Annotated in this window: 19 protein-coding genes; 16 read left to right on the top strand and 3 right to left on the bottom strand. The window is 57.8% G+C overall.

Annotation, left to right across the window (positions count from 1 at the left end; translation table 11 throughout):
* Positions 1–188 precede the first annotated feature (188 nt).
* A complete protein-coding gene (locus tag KYK14_RS06465; RefSeq protein WP_219157925.1) occupies positions 189–1010 on the bottom strand; it encodes a phosphatase PAP2 family protein in 822 nt (273 codons plus the stop codon).
* Between the two features lie 307 nt (positions 1011–1317).
* Between KYK14_RS06465 and KYK14_RS06460 the strand changes: the two genes are divergently transcribed.
* The 14 genes from KYK14_RS06460 (at position 1318) to KYK14_RS06395 (ending at position 15764) form a co-directional block, all read left to right on the top strand.
* Entirely contained in the window at positions 1318–1662 is a 345-nt protein-coding gene (locus KYK14_RS06460; RefSeq protein WP_208307395.1) for a hypothetical protein, read from the top strand.
* A 163-nt stretch (positions 1663–1825) separates the two neighbouring features.
* Entirely contained in the window at positions 1826–2908 is a 1083-nt protein-coding gene (fbaA, locus tag KYK14_RS06455) for a class II fructose-bisphosphate aldolase (RefSeq protein ID WP_185283933.1), read from the top strand.
* A 218-nt stretch (positions 2909–3126) separates the two neighbouring features.
* Positions 3127–3708: a TetR/AcrR family transcriptional regulator gene (locus tag KYK14_RS06450; RefSeq protein ID WP_219157923.1), complete on the top strand. Its 582-nt coding sequence runs from the start codon at positions 3127–3129 to the stop codon at positions 3706–3708.
* Between the two features lie 142 nt (positions 3709–3850).
* Positions 3851–4927, top strand: a complete 1077-nt coding sequence (gene paaE, locus KYK14_RS06445) for a 1,2-phenylacetyl-CoA epoxidase subunit PaaE (protein WP_219157921.1) — start codon at positions 3851–3853, stop codon at positions 4925–4927.
* Between the two features lie 159 nt (positions 4928–5086).
* Positions 5087–6031 carry a 1,2-phenylacetyl-CoA epoxidase subunit PaaA gene (gene paaA / locus KYK14_RS06440; protein ID WP_219157919.1) on the top strand — a complete coding sequence of 315 codons (945 nt, stop codon included), beginning with the start codon at positions 5087–5089 and terminating at the stop codon, positions 6029–6031.
* Positions 6032–6109: 78 nt separating this feature from the next.
* On the top strand, positions 6110–6397 hold the full coding sequence (gene paaB / locus KYK14_RS06435) for a 1,2-phenylacetyl-CoA epoxidase subunit PaaB (RefSeq protein ID WP_219157917.1): 288 nt from the start codon (positions 6110–6112) through the stop codon (positions 6395–6397).
* An 11-nt stretch (positions 6398–6408) separates the two neighbouring features.
* Entirely contained in the window at positions 6409–7212 is an 804-nt protein-coding gene (paaC, locus tag KYK14_RS06430; RefSeq protein WP_219157915.1) for a 1,2-phenylacetyl-CoA epoxidase subunit PaaC, read from the top strand.
* 51 nt (positions 7213–7263) lie between these two features.
* Positions 7264–7806 (top strand): 1,2-phenylacetyl-CoA epoxidase subunit PaaD, encoded by a 543-nt coding sequence (gene paaD, locus KYK14_RS06425; RefSeq protein ID WP_343217061.1) that lies wholly within the window; start codon positions 7264–7266, stop codon positions 7804–7806.
* Between the two features lie 19 nt (positions 7807–7825).
* On the top strand, positions 7826–8605 hold the full coding sequence (locus tag KYK14_RS06420; protein WP_219157913.1) for an enoyl-CoA hydratase-related protein: 780 nt from the start codon (positions 7826–7828) through the stop codon (positions 8603–8605).
* Positions 8606–8740: 135 nt separating this feature from the next.
* Entirely contained in the window at positions 8741–9919 is a 1179-nt protein-coding gene (locus tag KYK14_RS06415) for a 3-hydroxyacyl-CoA dehydrogenase NAD-binding domain-containing protein (protein WP_219157912.1), read from the top strand.
* Between the two features lie 38 nt (positions 9920–9957).
* Positions 9958–12009 carry a phenylacetic acid degradation bifunctional protein PaaZ gene (gene paaZ / locus KYK14_RS06410; RefSeq protein ID WP_219157909.1) on the top strand — a complete coding sequence of 684 codons (2052 nt, stop codon included), beginning with the start codon at positions 9958–9960 and terminating at the stop codon, positions 12007–12009.
* 109 nt (positions 12010–12118) lie between these two features.
* The gene (locus KYK14_RS06405; protein ID WP_219157908.1) at positions 12119–12892 is read left to right on the top strand and encodes an enoyl-CoA hydratase/isomerase family protein; all 774 of its coding nucleotides are present in this window, start codon (positions 12119–12121) and stop codon (positions 12890–12892) included.
* 105 nt (positions 12893–12997) lie between these two features.
* Entirely contained in the window at positions 12998–13825 is an 828-nt protein-coding gene (locus tag KYK14_RS06400; protein WP_185283944.1) for a mechanosensitive ion channel family protein, read from the top strand.
* Positions 13826–13982: 157 nt separating this feature from the next.
* The gene (locus KYK14_RS06395) at positions 13983–15764 is read left to right on the top strand and encodes a chloride channel protein (protein WP_208307405.1); all 1782 of its coding nucleotides are present in this window, start codon (positions 13983–13985) and stop codon (positions 15762–15764) included.
* A gap of 145 nt (positions 15765–15909) precedes the next feature.
* On the opposite strand, the gene KYK14_RS06390 is transcribed toward KYK14_RS06395, so the two are convergent.
* Entirely contained in the window at positions 15910–17097 is a 1188-nt protein-coding gene (locus KYK14_RS06390) for a cation:proton antiporter domain-containing protein (protein WP_208307406.1), read from the bottom strand.
* A gap of 164 nt (positions 17098–17261) precedes the next feature.
* On the opposite strand from KYK14_RS06390, the gene KYK14_RS06385 reads away from it, so the two are divergent.
* Positions 17262–18515, top strand: coding sequence for a BaiN/RdsA family NAD(P)/FAD-dependent oxidoreductase (locus KYK14_RS06385; protein WP_219157906.1), 1254 nt, complete (start codon positions 17262–17264; stop codon positions 18513–18515).
* A gap of 173 nt (positions 18516–18688) precedes the next feature.
* Here KYK14_RS06385 and KYK14_RS06380 read toward each other — a convergent pair whose 3' ends face one another.
* Entirely contained in the window at positions 18689–18931 is a 243-nt protein-coding gene (locus KYK14_RS06380; protein WP_219157904.1) for a hypothetical protein, read from the bottom strand.
* Between the two features lie 155 nt (positions 18932–19086).
* Here KYK14_RS06380 and KYK14_RS06375 point away from each other — a divergent pair, with 155 nt between their 5' ends.
* Entirely contained in the window at positions 19087–20532 is a 1446-nt protein-coding gene (locus KYK14_RS06375) for a DNA integrity scanning protein DisA nucleotide-binding domain protein (protein WP_208307408.1), read from the top strand.
* Positions 20533–20537 lie beyond the last annotated feature (5 nt).

The following is a 20537-nucleotide window of genomic DNA, read 5'->3' as shown; positions in this document are numbered from 1 at the left end:
TGGAATGAGGATATTATGGAGGAGTAAGTTGTGAGGTGGTGAGTTTGTGAATAGAAAATACGGCTGTCATCCTGAGCTTGCGAAGGACCTTATCACGGTAGAACGACATGCGTAACAACGACTCGTTCAACTGGCAGAAGGTCCTTCGCTCCGCTCAGGATGACAGACGCTTTTATTCACTCACCACCTCACAACTGCCACACCATGCCCAAACCAGGCGCGTTGTATTGCCAAGTAGGCGAAAAGCTCATGCCTTTGGGCAGAATGGGCTTGCGGCCCCAGCGGTTGCGGTGCGTGAGGTAGCCCACGTGCGCCGACAAGATGCCAATGCCGGCTCCCGCCACCACATCGCTTTGCCAGTGCTTGCTATTAATCATGCGTAGCGCGGCCACGCTGGTAGCAATAGTATAGGCGCCAATGCCATACCATTGGCTTTTGTGCCGAAACTCATTGTGCACGATACTGGCCGCCAAAAACGCCTGCGCTGTATGCCCCGAGGGGAAAGACAGCATATCGGAATTATCAGGCCGGCGAATTTTAGTGAGGTTTTTCAGCGCAAACACGCTGCTGAGCATGATGGCCTCGCTCTTAAGAATTACCAAGCCGATGTTCAGGTTATCGTCGCGCGACTCGACGCCGGCCAGCAGCACGGCGCCCAGCTCCAGGTAGGGCGCCACCAGCAAGATATCGTCGGCACGGGTGCGGAAGGTAGGGAACAGCTTGTGAATGTCGCGGTTGGCTTGGTAGCTACTATAGAAGCCGTTGCCGTTGATGGTAGTGGCGCCGTAGGTAATCAGAATGGCCGGAATGATGCTTGCCCGCACCAGCTTGCCCTTGTACCACGGCGGCCGCGCGGCTGGCGGGGTTGGAATACCATTGGGGTTTTCGTAGGGGCGGGTGATGGTATCAGCGGGCGTAATGGGCGCCGGCGTAACCTGAGCCAGGGTAGGCGTAACAACAGAAAGCCATAGGGCAAAGCCGACCAGACCGCCGGAGAGAAAAGTGCGCATGCGTAAAGAGTAGAATCAGAAATATGTGCGGTTATCGTCCACTGCATTACCCGTGCAGCACCACCTTAAACGGTGTTTTTAAGGAAAGTCTGCTTAGATACGCCCACTTATTACCAAATTGTTACGCGTTATTTCACTTAAGCAGCAAATACTCTGGGCATTAGGCAATTGCATTTTTTTGATTTTTGTTGCAAAAACCTTTTCTAGCGCTGCTGCTGTATCTGACGCGCTCCGTACGCAGTTGGGTATGCACTAGCGCTTTAAGTATTTATACCTGAAAATCAATTATTTATACCTACCTTCACCCATGACACAAGCCTATTTAAGTGCCCTGGGTTTTGAACCTCTGGACAACCATTCCCGCACCACGCAACGGAGCCCCAACGACGATTCTTGGCGCTGCATGCACACCCACGCTGCGCAGGATGGCACCCACGTCTACCTCGAGCACCCTTACTTGATTAACCGTTGCCGCCTCAGCCTGTCGGCAGCTCCTTTGGATCAGGCCAACGTATTGGCCGACCTAAGCCTGGACGATAAGCCGGGTCTGGAAGCTGCTCTGGCAGCGTATTTTGCACTCCACGGCGGGGTAGGCGCCCTTATTAAGCCCCTTTCATCTACTCCCTTGCGCCCCTACCGCCGTCGGCTGTAGACTGCGTATCCGACACTGGCGCTAAACGATTTGGGGTAGTAGCTGGTTAGGAAAGAGGATGAATGGCAGCGTTACCAGCGTGGCCGGTTAGCAACTAACGGCCGGTTTTCGTAGGTTTGACGCTCCCACGGATTCTTTTTTCATTGCCTCTATATTTTGCCCTATGGCCGACCAAACCCTAACCAAGCTGCGCGCTGGTGTGCTCCACGGCGACGAAGTACAGTCGTTGTTCCAATACGCCAAGGATAATGCCTTCGCCCTACCCGCCGTCAACGTGACGGGTAGCAACACTGTGAACGGCGTGCTGGAAGCCGCCCACGAAGTGAATTCGCCCGTTATCGTGCAGTTCTCGAACGGTGGCGCGCAGTTCTTCGCCGGCAAGTACGTGTCTAACTCCGATCAGCGCGCCAGCATTGCTGGTGCTATTTCGGGTGCTCAGCACGTGCACCAAATGGCTGCTCTCTACGATGTGCCCGTGATTCTGCACACCGACCACGCCGCCAAGAAGCTCCTACCCTGGATCGACGGCCTATTGGCTGCCGGCGAAAAGCATTTCCAGACGCACGGCCAGCCACTCTACAGCTCGCACATGCTGGACTTGTCGGAGGAGCCCATCGAGGAGAACATCGAAATCTGCAAGCGCTACTTAGAGCGCATGGATAAGCTGGGCATGACCCTGGAAATTGAGTTGGGCGTAACCGGCGGCGAAGAAGACGGCGTCGACAACTCCGACGTGGACTCGTCCAAGCTCTACACCCAGCCTTCGGAAGTGGCCTACGCTTACGAGGAGTTGAGCAAGGTAAGCCCCCGCTTTACCATTGCGGCGGCGTTCGGCAACGTGCACGGCGTATACAAGCCCGGTAACGTGAAGCTGCAACCCATCATCCTGAAAAACTCGCAGGATTACGTGCAGGAGCACTTCAAAACCGGTCCGCAACCCATCAACTTTGTATTCCACGGCGGTTCGGGTTCTTCGCGCGAGGAAATCCGCGAGGCTATCAGCTACGGCGCTGTGAAGATGAACCTCGACACCGACCTGCAATGGGCGTTCTGGCAGGGCATCCGCGACTACTATGTGAAGAACGAAGACTTCCTGCAAGGCCAGATCGGCAACTCCACCGGTCCTGACTCGCCCAACAAGAAGTACTACGACCCACGCGTGTGGCTGCGCTCCGCTGAAACCACTTTCGTAGAGCGTCTTAAGCACGCGTTTGAGGATTTGAACGCCATCAACCGCCGCCCCTAGTTTCTAGGTTTCGGTTTTTATCTGACTGCCCGGTTGTCCTGCTTATTGAAGCACGGGCAGCCGGGCAGTTGACGTTTATGTTGATGCACGGCGTAGAGACACAAATTGTTGCATGTTTACTTCGCGCCAACTTTAACGAATGTTTGTTAGTTGAAGTATCTTTAGGCCACTGCGCAAGCAGCACTGGTTCTATGTAGTTATCATCTCCGCCTCGTTGCATGAGCAAACGCACGAACTCCGCCAAGCGCCAGCTGATTCTGGACGAGGCAGCCAAGCTATTCAAGCTGAAGGGCTTTGGCGGCACCTCCATGCGCGACCTAGCTGCCCAGGTAGGCATGGAGGCCGCCAGCATGTACAACCACATTAAGTCTAAAGACGAGATTCTGGAGCTGATCTGCTTTCACGTTTCCGATACCTACATCCGACAGCTCACGGAGGTAGAGCAGATGGCAGCCACGTACGTGGAGAAAATCCGGGCGCTGATTGGCCGTCATATTCAGCTGATGATTGAGGACGGCGCGGCCGTGTCCGTCGGCAACAACGATTGGAAATACCTCACCGGCGACACGCTGGAAGCCTTCAAAACGGCTCGCAAACGCTACGAGAAAGGCTTTGCCGCGCTCATCGAGCAGGGCATAGCCGCCGGCGAGCTGCAACCCGTCAACGTGTCGGTGGCGCTGTTCACCATCCTATCGGCGGTGCGCTGGGTGGAGCTGTGGTACCGTCCCGGCCGCGACGTGACGCCCGAGGAGTTGGAGGAAAACATCATGACGATTCTGCTGAATGGCTTGGCGAAATGAGTTGTGAGTCCGCCTACTATGCATTGTCATCCTGAGCTTGCGAAGGATCTTATGCCAGTAGAACGACCAGCATAACATCGACTTGTTCACGCGTGATAAGGTCCTTCGAAAGCTCAAGATGACAAACTAAAAACTAAGGAAAATGCCCCGCTTCCATACCCTTAAAATCAAGCACATCACCCGTGAGACGCCTGACTGCGTGGCCCTCACGCTGGACGTGCCCGCCGAGCTGCGGGCAGCGTTCCAGTATCGGCCGGGGCAGTACCTCACGTTTCGGCGGGAGGTAGGCGGCGAGGAAATTCGGCGCTCCTACTCACTGTGCAGCAGCCCCTTAGACGAGGAGTGGCGCGTAGCAGTGAAGAAAGTACCCGGCGGGCGTTTCTCGCAGCTGGCTGTGGAAGAGCTGCGGGCCGGCGACGCGGTAGAGGTGATGCCCCCGGCCGGCAGCTTTGGGCCGGCTACCCTACTTGCTACCCAAACCCGGCACTACGTGGCGTTTGCCGCGGGCAGCGGCATTACGCCCATCCTGAGCATCATCAAAACGGTGCTGCTCACGGAGCCCCAAAGCCGCGTGACGCTGGTGTACGGCAACCGGGGCCGCAACAGTATTATCTTCAAGGAAGCTATTGAGGCGCTGAAGAATACGTTCTTACAGCGCCTGCGTGTCTACCACGTCCTCAGCCGCGAACAGGGCGATACGGACCTATTCTTTGGCCGCCTCGATCAGGCAAAAGTACAGCAGTTCCTGACCACACTCATTCCGCCTAGCCTCATCGACGAGTGCTTTATCTGCGGCCCCGAGCAGATGATTCAGGACGTGCGCGCTGCCTTGTCGGAGGCTGGCGTAGCGCCCGAGAAGGTGCATTTTGAGCTGTTCGGGACCAGTACACCTAGGCCTACCACGGCCGCCCCTACCCCGCCGCCCGGCCACGACGACCAGCAGAGCCAGGTAACGGTGCAGCTCGACGGTCACACGCACGTGCTGCCAATGTCGTACTACGGCAATACCATCCTGGACGAGCTGCTGGCTACCGGCGTAGATGCGCCCTACTCCTGCAAAAACGGCATGTGCAGCACTTGCCGCGCCCGTATCACAACCGGCCAGGTAGAAATGGACGTAAACTACTCACTATCTGATACCGAAGTGGCAAAAGGCTACGTGCTCACGTGCCAGGCCCGACCGGTTTCGGCAGAGGTTCAAGTGGATTTTGACCAGTAAGTGATATGCTCTGTCATTTCGAGCGGAGCGAGGAATCTGAATTTGATATGAGAGGAAACCCTAATGGCTGACTCGGATTCCTCGCTCCGCTCGGAATGACAGAGCATTAAATTCCCTACCTTTAACTAACAAATGTTAGTTAACCATTGTTAGAAAACTATGGAAACGCTAGAACTCACCCAGGAAGAACAGTTTCAAGCCCGTATCGATGCCGATGAGCGCATTGAGCCCAAGGACTGGATGCCCGAGGCCTACCGCAAAACCTTGATTCGGCAGATTTCTCAACACGCTCATTCTGAGTTGGTAGGCATGCTGCCGGAGGGTAACTGGATTACGCGGGCGCCTTCCTTGAAGCGCAAGGCCATTTTACTGGCGAAGGTGCAGGACGAAGCCGGCCACGGCCTCTACCTCTACTCGGCTGCTGAAACCCTGGGTGCCTCCCGCGACCAGATGCTGGCCGATCTGCATTCGGGTAAAGCCAAGTATTCCAGCATTTTCAACTACCCTACCCTCAGCTGGGCCGATATCGGCTGCGTGGGCTGGCTAGTGGATGGCGCCGCCATTCTGAACCAGGTGCCGCTGTGCCGCACTTCCTACGGCCCCTACGCCCGCGCCATGGTGCGCGTGTGCAAGGAGGAGAGCTTCCACCAGCGTCAGGGCTTCGAGATTATGCAGACCTTGTGTGAGGGTGCGCCCGAGCAGAAAGCTATGGCCCAGGAGGCCTTCAACCGCTGGTGGTGGCCTACCCTGATGATGTTCGGGCCGAAAGACGCGGAGTCGCCTAACACCGAGCGCTCGATGCAGTGGCGTATCAAGCGCTTCACTAATGACGAGCTGCGCCAGAAATTCGTGGATATGATGGTGCCTCAGGCCGAGTTTCTGGGTCTTACGGTTCCCGATAAGGACTTGCATTGGAACGAAGACAAAAAGGCCTACGATTTCGGCGAAGTTGATTGGGACGAGTTCTGGCAGGTGGTGAAGGGCAACGGTCTCTGTAACCACGACCGGCTGCAAGCCCGTGTGCAGGCCCACGAAGACGGCGCCTGGGTGCGCGAAGCCGCCTTGGCACATGCCAAGAAAAGAGCGGAGAAAGCTATTAGTTGACAGCTGTTAGCTACTAGCTCTATCTTGGTTTGTACACGTGGCTAACAGTTAATAGCCATCAGCTAACAGCTTAATAAAATGACCCAATCCGAATGGCCCCTGTGGGAAGTCTTTATCCGCAGCAAGCAGGGCCTCGACCACAAACACGTAGGTAGCTTGCACGCCGCCGACGCCGCTATGGCCATGCAAAACGCTCGCGACGTGTATACGCGCCGCCTCGAAGGCGTGAGTATCTGGGTGGTAGAGTCACGCCACATTCACGCATCTAACCCCAATGATGCGGCTGCCTTTTTCGATCCGGCGGCGGATAAAGTGTATCGGCACCCTACGTTCTTTGAGGTACCAGACTCCATCAAACATATGTAAACCTGTAGGTTATGCAATCTGCTTCAGCTACTACCCAACCCCTACCCACATACCCGCCCGAGGTGCACGCAGCCTTGCTGACCTACCTGGTGCAGCTGGCCGATACGAGCCTGGTACTGGGCCACCGCTTGTCGGAGTGGTGCGGGCACGGGCCGGTGCTGGAGCAGGATTTAGCGCTAGCCAACATTGCGCTGGATTTGCTGGGCGAAACCCGCAGTCTTTACCAGTACGCCGCCGAGTTGGAAGGTGAGGGCCGCACCGAGGATGACCTGGCGTTTCTGCGCCCGGCAACCGAGTACCGCAACCCCCTGCTGGTGGAGCAGCCCAACGGCGACTTCGCCGCTACCATTGTGCGGCAGTTCCTCTTCGACAACTTCCACTACCATGTGTTGCAACAGCTTCAGCGCTACCCCGATGAGCGGTTGGCTGCTATTGCCGGAAAGTCGGTAAAGGAAGCTGCGTATCATTTGAAGTGGAGTTCGGAATGGGTGATTCGGTTGGGCGATGGCACCGAGGAAAGCCGTCAGCGCATTGAAAAAGCCCTGCGCACCCTCTGGCGCTACGCCGACGAGCTGACCACCCCTACCCCTGCCGAGCAAACCATCCAAACCGCCGGCCTCCTCCCCGACTACGCATCCCTACTGCCAGCCATGCAGGCGCACACAGCTCACGTATTTGCGGAGGCTACCCTACCCCTGCCCGAGGGCGTGGTGATGCAGCAGGGCGGCAAGTTGGGCCGCCACTCCGAGCACCTGGGCTACTTGCTGGCCGAGTTGCAATACATGCAGCGCACCTACCCCGGCATGACCTGGTAGTTTTTTAGCTGCTGGCTACTAGCTGATAGCATTTTCAAACCCACTCTATTCGTGCATAATCCAATACCCACAAACCAACCGCCAACCACTAACAGCCAGCAGCTAACAGCTAACAAAATCTGGCCGTTGCTGGAAGAGGTATCGGACCCCGAGGTGCCGGTGCTCAGCATCCTCGATTTGGGTATTGTGCGCGATGTAGTGGTTGAGGATGAGCACGCAACCATCACCATTACGCCTACCTACTCGGGCTGCCCGGCCATGAATGCCATTGCCACCGACATTCGGCTGCGGCTGCTGGCTGAGGGGTTTTCTAATGTGACGATTCATACCCAGCTGCGCCCCGCCTGGACCACCGATTGGATGAGCGCCGCTGGTCGTCAGAAGCTGGAGGACTACGGCATTGCGCCGCCCGTAGACGGCACCGCCACGGGCCATATGCTCAACCTATTCGGGGCCGATACGGCCGTGCGCTGCCCGCTCTGCAAGTCCGATAACACGCATTTAGTCAGCCAATTCGGCTCCACGGCTTGCAAAGCCCTCTACCAGTGCAACGACTGCCGCGAGCCGTTCGACTACTTCAAATGCCACGCCTAGGCTTCACCTTACTTTTTTTATGAGTGATTTTCTCCATTTCTCCCTCGATGCCGGCGTAGCTACGTTGCGCCTCAACCGTCCCGATGTGTTTAATAGCATCAACAAGCCGCTGGCGCTGGCCTTACAGGAGCAGTTGCAAGCATGCCAGCAGGACGAAAGCGTGCGCGCTGTGGTGCTCACGGGCACCGGCCGGGCGTTTTGTGCCGGGCAGGACTTGGCGGAAATCACCGGGCCAGACCGCCCCGAGGTGTCGGAGATTGTGGAGCAGCACTACAACCCGATTGTGGAGCTAATTCGGAACCTGGAAAAGCCGGTGGTGGCCGCCGTGAACGGCGTGGCAGCCGGCGCGGGCGCCAACCTGGCCCTAGCCTGTGATGTGGTGGTAGCCAAAGGATCGGCTTCGTTTATTCAGGCATTCAGCAAGATAGGCTTGATACCAGACAGCGGCGGCACGTATTTCCTACCCCGCCTGGTGGGTCAGCAGCGCGCCTCAGCTCTCATGATGCTCGGCGACAAGGTAGGCGCTGCCGAGGCCGTGCAGATGGGCATGATCTACAAAGCCTTTGCCGATGATGCCTTCGATGAGGAAGTAACGAAGCTCACCCAGAAACTGGCGGCCCTACCTACCCGCGCCCTCGCTTACACCAAGCAACTGCTGAACCTCAGCTCCACCAACGACCTCACCCAACAGCTCCGCGCCGAGGCTGACTATCAACTCCGCGCCGGCCACACCGCCGATTATCAGGAGGGCGTAGCCGCCTTCATGGAAAAGCGCCAGCCGGTGTTTAAGGGACAGTAAAAGCCATTAAAACGTCATTTCGACCAGCGGGAGAAATCTCGCGTGTCATAGTAATCTTCGTTGTCAGGGATTACTAGCAAGCGAGATTTCTCCCGCTGGTCGAAATGACTACGTACTGTATTATACTATACAACCATGACCATTGGCATTATCGGCAGCGGCGCGATGGGCGCGGGTATTGCGCAAGTAGCAGCCACCGCCGGACACCCCATCTGGCTGCTCGACCAAAACCAGACGGCGCTACAACAGGCCGCCCAACGCATTCGGCAGAGCCTGGATAAGCTAGCCGAGAAAGGCAAGCTGACAGTGGAAGACGCCGCCACGGCCTTCACCCGTATCCAGTTCACCGAAAAGCAGGCGGATTTTGCGGATTGCGGCCTGGTGCTGGAAGCCATTGTGGAAGACTTGGCCGCAAAACAGCAGGTTTTCCAGGAGATAGAGAGCGTAGTGAGTGTCGACTGCTTATTGGCTACAAATACGTCTTCCCTATCCATTACCTCCATTGCTGCCGCTTGCCAGCACCCAAAGCGGTTTGTGGGCATTCACTTTTTCAATCCGGCGCCGCTGATGCAGTTAGTGGAAGTGGTACCGGCCGTGCAAACCCGCCCTGGCCTGGCCGACGAGGTGCGCGCCTTGGTGCAGAGCTGGGGCAAGCGCCCCGTGCTGGTGCAGGACACGCCAGGCTTCATCGTGAACCGCGTGGCACGCCCGTTTTACGGCGAGGCCATCCGGCTGCTGGAGGAAGGTGTGGCCGACGCGGCTACCATCGACTGGGCCATGACCGAGCTAGGCGGCTTTCGGATGGGGCCGTTTGCGCTGACGGACTTCATCGGGCACGACGTGAACTACCGCGTGACAGAATCCGTCTGGACGGCCTTTTTCTACGACCCGCGCTACCGGCCTTCGCTCACGCAAAAACGGCTGCTGGAAGCCGGCTACTACGGCCGTAAATCGGGCCGCGGTTTCTACGACTATGCACCCGGTGCCCCTACCCCCTCGCCTACCCGAGACGAAGCCCTCGGCCAAGCCATTCTTCACCGCATCCTGGCCATGCTCATCAACGAGGCCGCTGATGCCCTGCACCTGCGCGTAGCCACCGCCGCCGACCTGGAAGTAGCCATGACCACCGGTGTCAACTACCCACAAGGCCTACTGGCCTGGGCCGATGAACTCGGTTTACCCCAAGTACTGCAAACCCTCGACGACCTCTACCATGAGTACCACGAGGAGCGCTACCGCGCTAGTCCGCTCCTGCGCCGCATGGCGCAAGCCGGGCAAACGTTCTTTCCAGCAGAAGCCGGGGCTACGCTGTAGCAGCTGGTTTTAGTTCTCGATCTAAACCTTCCTACCCTATGCCTACCCAACTCGAAAACTACGCCCTCGGCCGCTGGATGGCCGGCACCGGCGAGCAGCAGGAATTATATGATGCCAGCACCGGCGAGGTAGTAGCTATTGCTAACGGCGAAGGCCTCGACTACGCGGCCATGTTTGACTACGCCCGCCGCACCGGCAACAAGGCGTTACGCAAGATGACCTTCCACGAGCGAGGTCGCATGCTGAAGGCTTTGGCTTTTCACCTCGACAGTAAAAAGGAAGACTTCTACACCCTGAGCTACCGCTCCGGCGCCACCCGCGCCGATAGCTGGATTGACATTGAAGGCGGCATCGGCAACCTGTTTGCCAACGCCTCATTGCGCCGCAAGTTTCCCAACAAGCCGTTTTATGTAGAGTCGGACCCCATTGCGCTGTCGAAGGGCGGCAACTTCATCGGGCATCACTTGCTGGTGCCCAAGGAGGGCGTGGCGGTGCACATCAACGCCTACAACTTCCCCATCTGGGGGATGCTGGAAAAGATTGCTGTGAACCTGCTGGCTGGCATGCCGGCCATTGTGAAGCCCGCCGTGCCGACGGCTTACCTCACCGAGGCTGTGGTGCGCGAAATCATTGCTTCTAAAATACTACCCGAAGGCGCACTGCAACTGGTCTGCGGCTCGGGCGAGGGTATTCTCGACCACGTGACCTACCAGGATGTAGTCACATTCACGGGCTCGGCCGAGACCGGACGCAAGCTGCGCGCCCACCCGCGCATCATCCAGGAAGCGGTGCCGTTTACAATGGAAGCCGACTCGCTGAATGCCGCCATACTTGGCCCCGATGCCACGCTAGGCACGCCCGAGTTTGACTTGTTTATCAAGGAAGTACGCCGCGAAATGACGGCTAAAACCGGGCAGAAATGCACCGCCATCCGCCGCATTGTGGTGCCTGAAAATCTGGTGGAAGACGTGCAAATTGCGTTGGGCAAAGCCCTGGCGCAGACCACCATTGGCCACCCGCAGGCTGCCGGCGTGCGGATGGGCGCGCTGGCCGGCCGGGCGCAAGTGCAACGCCTGCGCGAGCAAGTGCAGCGCCTGGCCCAACATACGCCCATCGTGTACGGCGACCTGGACCAGGTGGCCGTGATTGGGGGCGACTGCCGGGTAGGCGCGTTCGTGTCGCCCATCGTGATGCTGAACCCAGAGCCGTTCCGGTTTACGGATACGCACGAGGTAGAGGCCTTCGGTCCGGTGGCTACCCTCATGCCCTACCACGATGTAGACGAAGCCATTGCGCTGGCGAACCTGGGCAAAGGCTCGCTGGTGTGCTCTGTAGCGACCAACGACCCGGCTGTGGCGCAGGAGTTTGTGCTGGGCGCTGCTACCCACCACGGCCGCATTTTGGTCCTGAACGAGGAAATGGCGAAGGAAAGCACCGGGCACGGCTCGCCCCTACCCTTGCTCATTCACGGCGGACCGGGTAGGGCCGGCGGTGGGCAGGAAATGGGCGGCATCCGGGGCGTGGAGCACTTCATGCAGCGCGTGGCTATTCAAGGCTCGCCGTCGATGATTACGGCCATTACGGACGTGTATCAGCCCAAAGCCAAACAGATAGAGCGCGATAAGCATCCGTTTCAACACTACTTCGAGGAACTGGAAATCGGGCAGACATACACTACGCACCGCCACACCGTAACGGAGGCCGACATCACCAACTTTGCCCAGGTATCCGGCGACAATTTCTACGCTCACGTAGACGCTACCTCCCTGGAAGGCACGCTGTTTACGGGCCGCGTGGCGCACGGCTACTATATTCTGAGCAAGGCCGCCGGCATGTTCGTGGACCCGCGCAAGGGACCCGTGCTGCTCAACTATGGCCTGGATGAGTGTCGCTTCACAAAGCCCGTTTATCCCGGCACTACCATTGGCGTGCAGCTCACGGTGAAGGAGAAAATAGCTCAGGAAAAGCGCGACGCCGACGACGTAGCCAAAGGCATTGTGCGCTGGCTGGTGACGGTGACCGACGAAACCGACGAAACCGTGGCCGTAGCTACGATTCTGACAATGGTCAAGAAGAAAAATCAGGAATAGATTTCTCGCAGTGTTTCGCAATGTTGGCGCGGTGTTTCGCAGTGTGCTGACGCCAAAGCACTGCGCAACACTGCGCAACTCTCTGCGCAACACTGCGAGAAACCTCCCCATGAACGACATTCTAATTGCCGGTAAAGTTGAAGCCTCAACCGACGCCCAGGGCATCAGCACCATCTCATTTTTCCACCCCAGCCACAATTCCCTGCCCGGCGCCCTACTCACGCAGTTGGCCGAAACCATTACAGCTGTAGGGCAAGAGCCTGCCACGAAAGTCATTATCCTGCGGAGCGAAGGCGACCGGACTTTCTGCGCCGGCGCCAGCTTCGACGAACTGCTGGCCATTGAAAACGAAGCGCAGGGGCTAACGTTTTTCTCGGGCTTCGCGAAGGTGATCAACGCCTGCCGCACCTGCCCCAAAATCATTATCGGGCGGGTGCAGGGCAAGGCCATTGGCGGTGGGGTAGGCGTGGCCGCCGCCACCGACTACTGTTTTGCCACCCAGCAAGCGGCCGTGAAGCTAAGCGAATTGATCATTGGCATCGGGCCATTTGTGGTGGGGCCGGCCGTGGAGCGCAAAATCGGGAATGCCGCGTTTGCGCAGTTGGCCCTGGATGCCACCGAGTTCCGCAGCGCCGAATGGGCCCAGGAAAAAGGGCTCTACGCTACCCTCACCGATTCCATTGAAGCGCTGGATGCCGCCGTAGCGGCTTTTGCCGCCAAGTTGGTTGGCTACCATCCCGAGGCCTTGGCGGAGTTGAAGCGGGTGCTCTGGCACGGCACTGAAAACTGGGATACGCTTCTGGCTGAGCGAGCTGCCATCAGCGGGCGGCTTGCGCTATCGGATTTCACGCGCAACGCCATTCAGCAGTTCAAAACCAGGTAGGGTTTACTGTTCTGCCTAACACATTGCCCCGACCCCGCGTAGAGTACACCATGTCTCTGCCCCGCTGGTCGGGGCTTTTTGTGTAGTTACTCTTCCCTACCTTCTATGCTGCATGATATGCAACGGGTACTGGCCACCTACTGGAAACAGTTCCTGTACCTGTCTCCCAAACTTATTATTGCGCTGCTTATCGTGGTGGTCGCCCTGGTAGTGGCCAACCGCGCCAGCAAGTTGCTCGGTGCGCGGGTGCGCAACCACTCCGACGACTTACTGCTAGCCGATTTTCTCATTCAGTTCAGTAAGTGGGTGCTGGTGCTGGCTGGTTTCCTGCTGGCCCTGCAAGTTATCGGCTTCTCGGGGGTAGTAACGGGGCTGCTGAGCGCGGCCGGACTATCGGCATTCATTGTAGGCTTTGCGTTCAAGGACATTGCCGAGAACTTTCTGGCCGGTGTGATTCTGGCCTTCAACCGCCCCTTCCAAATTCATGACACTGTGGAAGTGAAGGGTTTGCAGGGCCACGTAGAAGCCCTCAACCTACGCACCACCATCATTAGAACTTTTGACGGCAAGCACATTTACCTACCCAATTCAGTGGTGCTAAAGGAGCCCCTCACCAATTTCACCCGCAACGGCAGCATACGGCAGGACTTCCTGCTTAGCGTAGACTACGGCCAAGATGCCGGGCCAGAAAAGGTGATGGCCCTGATTTTGAAAAAAGTACAAAATACGCAGGGCGTGCAAAACCAGGAACCGCGCACGCCTTATGTGCTGCAAGAGAAAGGCACCGGCACTACCGTCGACCTACGCGTGTACTTCTGGACGTTCTCCGAGGATTACCGCCGCGTGGTATTGGAGCTGAAAAGCAATCTAATGCAGGAAACACGCGCCGCCTTACAAGCCGCTGGCTACGCCCTACCCAATGCCACGCAGTAGTGCGTAGGAAAAATAACGTCTTATAATGAGCGTTAGCCAGTTCCTTGGCTCATTATTGAGTTATTTCATGCGTCATTCACCTTGCGGCGCGGATATTGCCGGCTTTTCATGTCCTTTGCAGTTATAGGAGGACCCTGCTTATTTTTTTTCTGTTTCCATGCCTAAAAGTCGTCTGCACCGATTGCTGCGGCCGTTACTGATGTGGCGCGTGCGCCACATCAACGATCGGCTCTATCTCATTATCCTCAGCATTCTGGTAGGCGTTCTGGCGGGTCTGACAGCAGTAGTGCTCAAGAATTCCATTCACTTCTCCCAGCACCTAATATTTAAGTGGGTGCCCGAGCAGTACGTGGTATTTGCCCGCTCGCTCTACCCCATTATTGGTATTTCGTTGTCGGTGCTGTTTACGCGCTGGTTTTTGGGCGGCACACTTAGCCGGGGCATCACGCCCATCATCTACAACATTTCCCGGCAGAGCAGCATTATACCGCGCAGCAAGCTCTATTCGCAGATTGTTACGGCCTTTTTCACGGTTACGTTTGGCGGCTCGGCGGGTACTGAGGCCCCTATTTCCGTGACGGGCGCGGCCATTGGCTCCAACATGGCGCGACTGCTGCACATTGGGCGGCGCGAGCGACGCCTGCTGGTAGGCTGCGGCGCGGCTGCCGGGGTGGCGGCCATCTTCAACAGCCCCATTGCGGGCGTGCTGTTTGCCGTAGAGGCCATTCTGTCGGAGCTATCGGCGCCGTTTTTTATTCCCTTGCTGATTTCCTCGGCCACGGCTACCGTGGTGTCGAAAGCATTGTACGCCGGCCAGCCGTTCGTGCTGATTACCACTAGTTGGCCCGTGGGTGCCATTCCCTACTACCTCATGCTGGCCTTGTTCACGGCCTTGCTGTCGGTGTACATGATCCGGGTGTACTTCATGGCCGATAAGTTTTGGGAAAAGCAGACCGGAACGTTTCGCAAGGTGCTGATGGGCGGCACGCTGTTGGGCATTTTGGTCTTTATCTTCCCGCCACTCTACGGTGAAGGATACGAAATGGTGCAATTTCTACTCAACGGCCACCCCGAGCGCATCATCGACGGCTCGTTGTTTTCCGTGTATGGCGACCAAAGCGTGTGGCTGATCTTGGCTGTGGCCATTGGTAGCGTGCTGTTTAAAGTGTTTGCTACCACGTTCACCTTTGGGGCAGGCGGCAACGGGGGCATGTTTGGCTCCTCGCTGTTTGTAGGCGCCATGGCGGGCTTCGTGTATGCTCGCTTTCTAAACATGAGCGGCGTGCACCCGGTGCCGGAAGTGCACTTTATTGCCCTGGGCATGGCGGGTATGCTGGCCGGGGTAGTGCACGCGCCACTGTCGGCCATCTTCCTTATTGCCGAAATCACAGGAGGCTACGCGTTGTTTGTACCCTTGATGGTGGTCACGTCGTGTTCCTACCTGGTAGCCAAGTACTTCGAACCCTACTCCGTGTACACGCGCAAGCTGGTGAAGCAGGGCGTGGTGATGCACCAGGACCGCGACCGGGGCCTGCTCTCGCAGTTGGATTTGCGCGCCCTCCTGCAAACCGACTTCATCCCGGTACACCCCGACGATACGCTGGGCGAGCTGGTGAACGTGTTCCGCCACGCCACCCGAAATATCTTCCCAGTGCTCGACAAAGACAACCAACTACTTGGAATCGTATCGCTTGACTCTGTGCGCGATGCCCTCTTCGACGACGAGCACTATACCACCACCCACGTGCACGAGCTGATGCGCGAGCCCGCCGCCATCATCCACGCCTCCGACAGCATCCTAGACACGTTGCACCTACTCGAAGACCACGATGCCTATGCCCTACCCGTGCTCAGCTCCGAGGGTCGCTATATTGGCTTCATCCTGCGCGCCTCCATCTTGGCCGGCTACCGCCGCCAGCTCCTACGCGAGGTGGACTAAGTGGTGGACTCATTGTATTGTTCTGTCCTCCTGAACGCAGTGAAGGACCTTCTCACGCGAGAACGACTATCGTAACAACGACTCGTTCTCGCGTGAGAAGGTCCTTCACTGCGTTCAGGAGGACAGAACTTCACTCAGTCATTCGTTAATACTCTCCCAACTCCGGTTGCTTGGGAGTAATCAGTAGGCCTACCATCATCAGGACGCCTGTGAGGAGGATAACCACAAACAGGATGCTCTCGCTTACCTCGCCGATGAAGTGCTGGGGCGGAATACTGTAGAACAACAAAATGGTAATCAGACCTTTGGGAGCAATAAACAGCTCCGGCATCAGGTCGGTTTTGGCCACGTAACGCAAGAAGATGTAGCGGATCAGGGTAAGGATGGCTACAATGAGGATGCCCTGTTCTAGCAACGTGATGTTGATGATGCTGTTCAGGTTGATAGAGAAACCGAACAGCAGGAAGAAGAACGTACGAATTAGGAAGGCCGACTCGCCGGTGATGTTCTTGAACTGGTGCAGGTCGTTGGCCAGACGCTCGGGGTGGAACCACTCGCGCAACCTACCCTTCAGGAACAACTCGGCGTTGTTTACGGCTAAGCCAAAGGCCAGCACCAGCACCAGCGACGACAAGTGTAGTTCCTTGGCCAAGCTGTAAAGCAGAATCAAGAAGGCGAAAATCAGGAAAAACTTGATGTGTAGTGTGATGCGCGACAGCAAGAACGTGAGCACCGCCGTGCTCACCACGGCTACGATGAGCACCGCAATAACGTCGCGCGAGAAGGTGAGAATGGACGCCCCTTGCGCGAAATTATCCTGAATGGCAAAGTTGAAAAACAGGATGCCCATGATGTCGGAGAACGTACTCTCATAGATGATAAACTCCTGTTTTTCGCCCGCCAAGCTGGCTACACTAGGAATGGCCACCGCACTACTCACCACGGCCAGCGGCACGGCGTTGATCAGGCAGCTCTGGAACGGCCCACCCACGTAGAGCTGCAACAGCCACGCAATAGCGACTGATTGCACCACCAGCATAATAGCGGCGGCTATAAAAGAACGCCGAATAAGGGGGGCTTTGTCGCGGCTGAGCTTGAGGTCGAGCGCACCTTCCAGCACAATCATAATCAAGCCGATAATCCCGAATATCTCCAGCACGACCTTCGGAATGCCCAACCCAAAATCGGTATACTCGGCTACCTGCTTCAGGGCAATGCCCGTGAGCAGCAGCATCAGTACCGACGGAATTTTAGTGGCCCGGGCGGCCAGGTTGAACAAGTAAGAAAGAATGACGGCTATACTTAAGCCAATCAGAATAGTGTATGAACCCATACAGAAAAGTAAATCCAACAGTAGCTGCCTATACGGCAATCTGCGCTGCAAAGCCGAAACTTACGCTATTTCGCGTACACTGACGATATAGCTGGCCACCGGCCGTATCTTGCGCCGATAAACCCGGATAGTTGCCGGATGGTTTTGCTTTGTTGATTATCACCATGCCTGCTACCGTTGCCATTGTGGGGGGCGGCCCCGCCGGCCTGCTAGCGGCCTGGCAGCTAGCCGAAGCGGGCCACGCCGTTGCGCTCTATGAGGCGCAAGCTACCATAGGCCGCAAGTTTTTGGTGGCCGGCCACGGCGGCTTCAATCTTAGCAACAGCGAGCCACCGTCCGCGTTTGCTACCCGCTACGGCATGCGCCACCCCGAGTTTGCGCGCTACCTGCACCTGTTTTCGCCAGCTGAGCTACGCCGTTTGCTGGCCGAGTTGGGTATCGACACCTTTGTGGGCACTAGCGGGCGCGTGTTTCCTACCCCCAACCACAAGCCCGCCCACGTGCTGCGGGCGTGGCTGGACCGGCTACGGGCATTGGGCGTGCAGCTGCACACGCGGCACCGCTGGCTAGGCTTCGGCGATGTCCCCGGCGCGCACCACCTGCGTAACGAGGCCACGGGGGAAGACTTCATTGTCCGGCCCAATGCTACCCTGCTGGCCCTGGGCGGTGCCAGCTGGGCCAAAACCGGCTCCGACGGCCGTTGGCTGCCTCTGCTCCTGGCGGCCGGGGTAGAGTGCGTGCCCTTTGCGCCGGCCAATTGCGGGGCGGAGGTGGCATGGTCGGCTTTTTTCCGGGAGAAGGTAGGGCGCCAGCCGCTCAAAAACATTGCCTTGCGCTGTGGCACTCACACTGTGCGTGGCGAGTTGCTCCTCACCGACTACGGCGTGGAAGGCACGCCCGTCTACGCCCTCACGCCCTACCTGCGGGCCATGCAAGCCGCGGGCGAACCACCCCTGCTGCACCTGCACCTCAAGCCCGACCTACCAGACGCGCAACTCCGGCAGCACCTGGCCCGCCGACCCGGCGGAGCTTCGCTGGCTTCCTTTCTGAGTAAGACGTTGCGCCTGGGGCCGCCCGTGCCTACCCTACTGCGCGAGCTAACCCCGGCCGGGCCACTGCCCACCACCCCCGATGGCCTTTTTTCCTTGCTCACCGCCCTACCCCTACCCATCACCGGCCTGTGCCCGCTCGATGAGGCCATCAGTACGGCCGGAGGCGTGGCTTGGGAAGCAGTAGATGAGCACCTGATGTTGCGCCAACAGCCGGGCACCTTCGTGGCCGGCGAAATGCTGGACTGGGAAGCCCCCACCGGCGGCTACCTGCTGCAAGGCTGCTTCAGCACTGGCGCCTGGGCCGCAAAGGGTATACAGGAGTTTTTGAGGCCAGGAGGGTATGAGGGTGTGAGTTATGGAGGGTAGAAGCAGTAAAACATATGTCATCCTGAGCGCAGCGAAGGACCTTATGACGGTCGAACGACAGACGTATTAACGACTCGTTCTACTGTCATAAGGTCCTTCGCTGCGCTCAGGATGACATATGTTTTACTGCTTCTACCCTCCATAACTCACACGCCCTCTACCTTCACAAACTCCTACCCTTTTTTCACCGCTGCTTGCGCCAGGATTTGCTTGGCTTCGTCAACAAGCTGCTGGCCGGGGTTGAACTGGCGACGTGCGATGAGGGCGAATAGCACGAAAAAAGAAACAATGGGAAGGAAGCAGCCCAAGGCGAACCATAGCCAGAACGAACGGCCGTAGCTGTAAGCGCAGTACCCCGTAGTGAGGGGTAGGAACATAATGGCGCACAGACCACCTAACAGTAAATCAACCAGCATACGGGCGGGGGTAACGGTGGACGACTTCTTCCCGAAGATACAAGATACCCCAATGTTTCCCAAACCCACTGGTGTTCTCTATTGCCAGGTTTCGCCCGACTACTAGCCCGCTTTTTCCGTATACCCCTCTATTCTCTCCCGACCCGCCCTACCCTATGTGGGAACATCAAAGCTTATTTCGCGTCTCGGCCCAGCTTTCAGCCGATGGCGTTTTCAACCTGCTCGACCGTAATCTGAAGCCCGAAGTGCTGCTGCTGGGTCTGGCCTCCGCCAAAGAGGCCGACGACCCCGGCGCCATCGTGGTAGAGCCTGCCAAGCACCGCTATGCCCCCCAGCGCTTTGCCGGGGTGAAAGAATACGCGGCCTCCCTGGAGCCCGAAGGCCCCCGCGAGGTGGTCTACCACCTGCACCCTCTCGACCACGACCGTTACGAAAAAGCCCGCTGGTATGAGCTCTTACGCCGCTCCACCGAGCATACGCTTGCGCAACTGGTAGAGCAGCAGCAGGAAAACCGGGTGAACTTCTGCTCAGCCCCCATCAACGTGCACGGGTACCTGGTGTTTGTGGTGTTGCAGCTATCTGCTGAAGCTTACAACAGCTACTATATGTTGCCGCCAGTACCAGGCGGGCGGTCCAACTCCCTGCTCGATGCTGTGGTGCAGGAGTTTTTGCACGATTGTGGCCGAGCCCTGCGCGAAACAGAGAATGATGAGGACCACCCCATTCTCGACCGCGACTACAACGAGGTGTTGCGCGCCGCTGGTCGCCGCTTTATGCTACGTGCCGCCGCCGGCACCCACGGCCTCTACGATGCCTGCAACGGCGTAGCCGCCCTGCGCCACGAGGGCGACGAAGGCGTGGGCACCATGCTGGTAGGCCGTCGTCATCACCCGGCCATCAAGCCAGTGCTGACGCTGGACGCCCCTATTCCCCTGCGCGACCATCGCTCTATCCGTAAGCTATTGGAAATGAGTGAAGACCGCGCATCACTGGTGAGCGATGCCACCGATGTCTTTGGTCTGGGCTATCTGGTAGACACCGACGACCCACAATACGAGCCGGTGTTCACTGTGCATTTCACCCGCCACTATAGCTGGGAGCTGAGCCACGACGGCAACGTAATGATGCGCGTAGTGTCGAACACGCCTCGCCTACCCCAGGGCACCGTGGCCCAGGACAACTTTGGTCGTGTGGTGCAGCTTGTGTTTCCGCACCTGGAAACGGAGGGTGTAGACCGCCTCTGGCTGCTCACCCAAAAGGCTACCAACCAGCCCAATGGCACCATCCTGCTGATTTCGGAGGGCGCGGCGCAGGAAGCGGCCCGCCTTACACGGCAGTGCTTTCAAGTGGCGCCCCGCCTGATGACACCCGGCTTGCTGCGCCTGGTCACCAACATCGACGGGGCCGTGGTTATCGACCCGGCCGGCACCTGCTACGGCATCGGGGCCATCCTTGATGGCCTCGCCACGGCCAAAGGCGATTCTTCGCGCGGCTCACGCTACAATTCAGCTCTGCGTTACGTAGAATCCAGTCAGTATCCTTGCCTAGCCATTGTGGTTAGTGAAGATGGCTGGATTGATCTGCTGCCCACGAAAAAGTAAAGCTA

Origin of the sequence: Hymenobacter profundi, assembly GCF_019334315.1 — a bacterium.
Lineage (GTDB): Bacteria > Bacteroidota > Bacteroidia > Cytophagales > Hymenobacteraceae > Hymenobacter > Hymenobacter profundi.
Note: the sequence above shows the minus strand (reverse complement) of the source record. Positions and strands in the feature narration are given on the sequence as shown.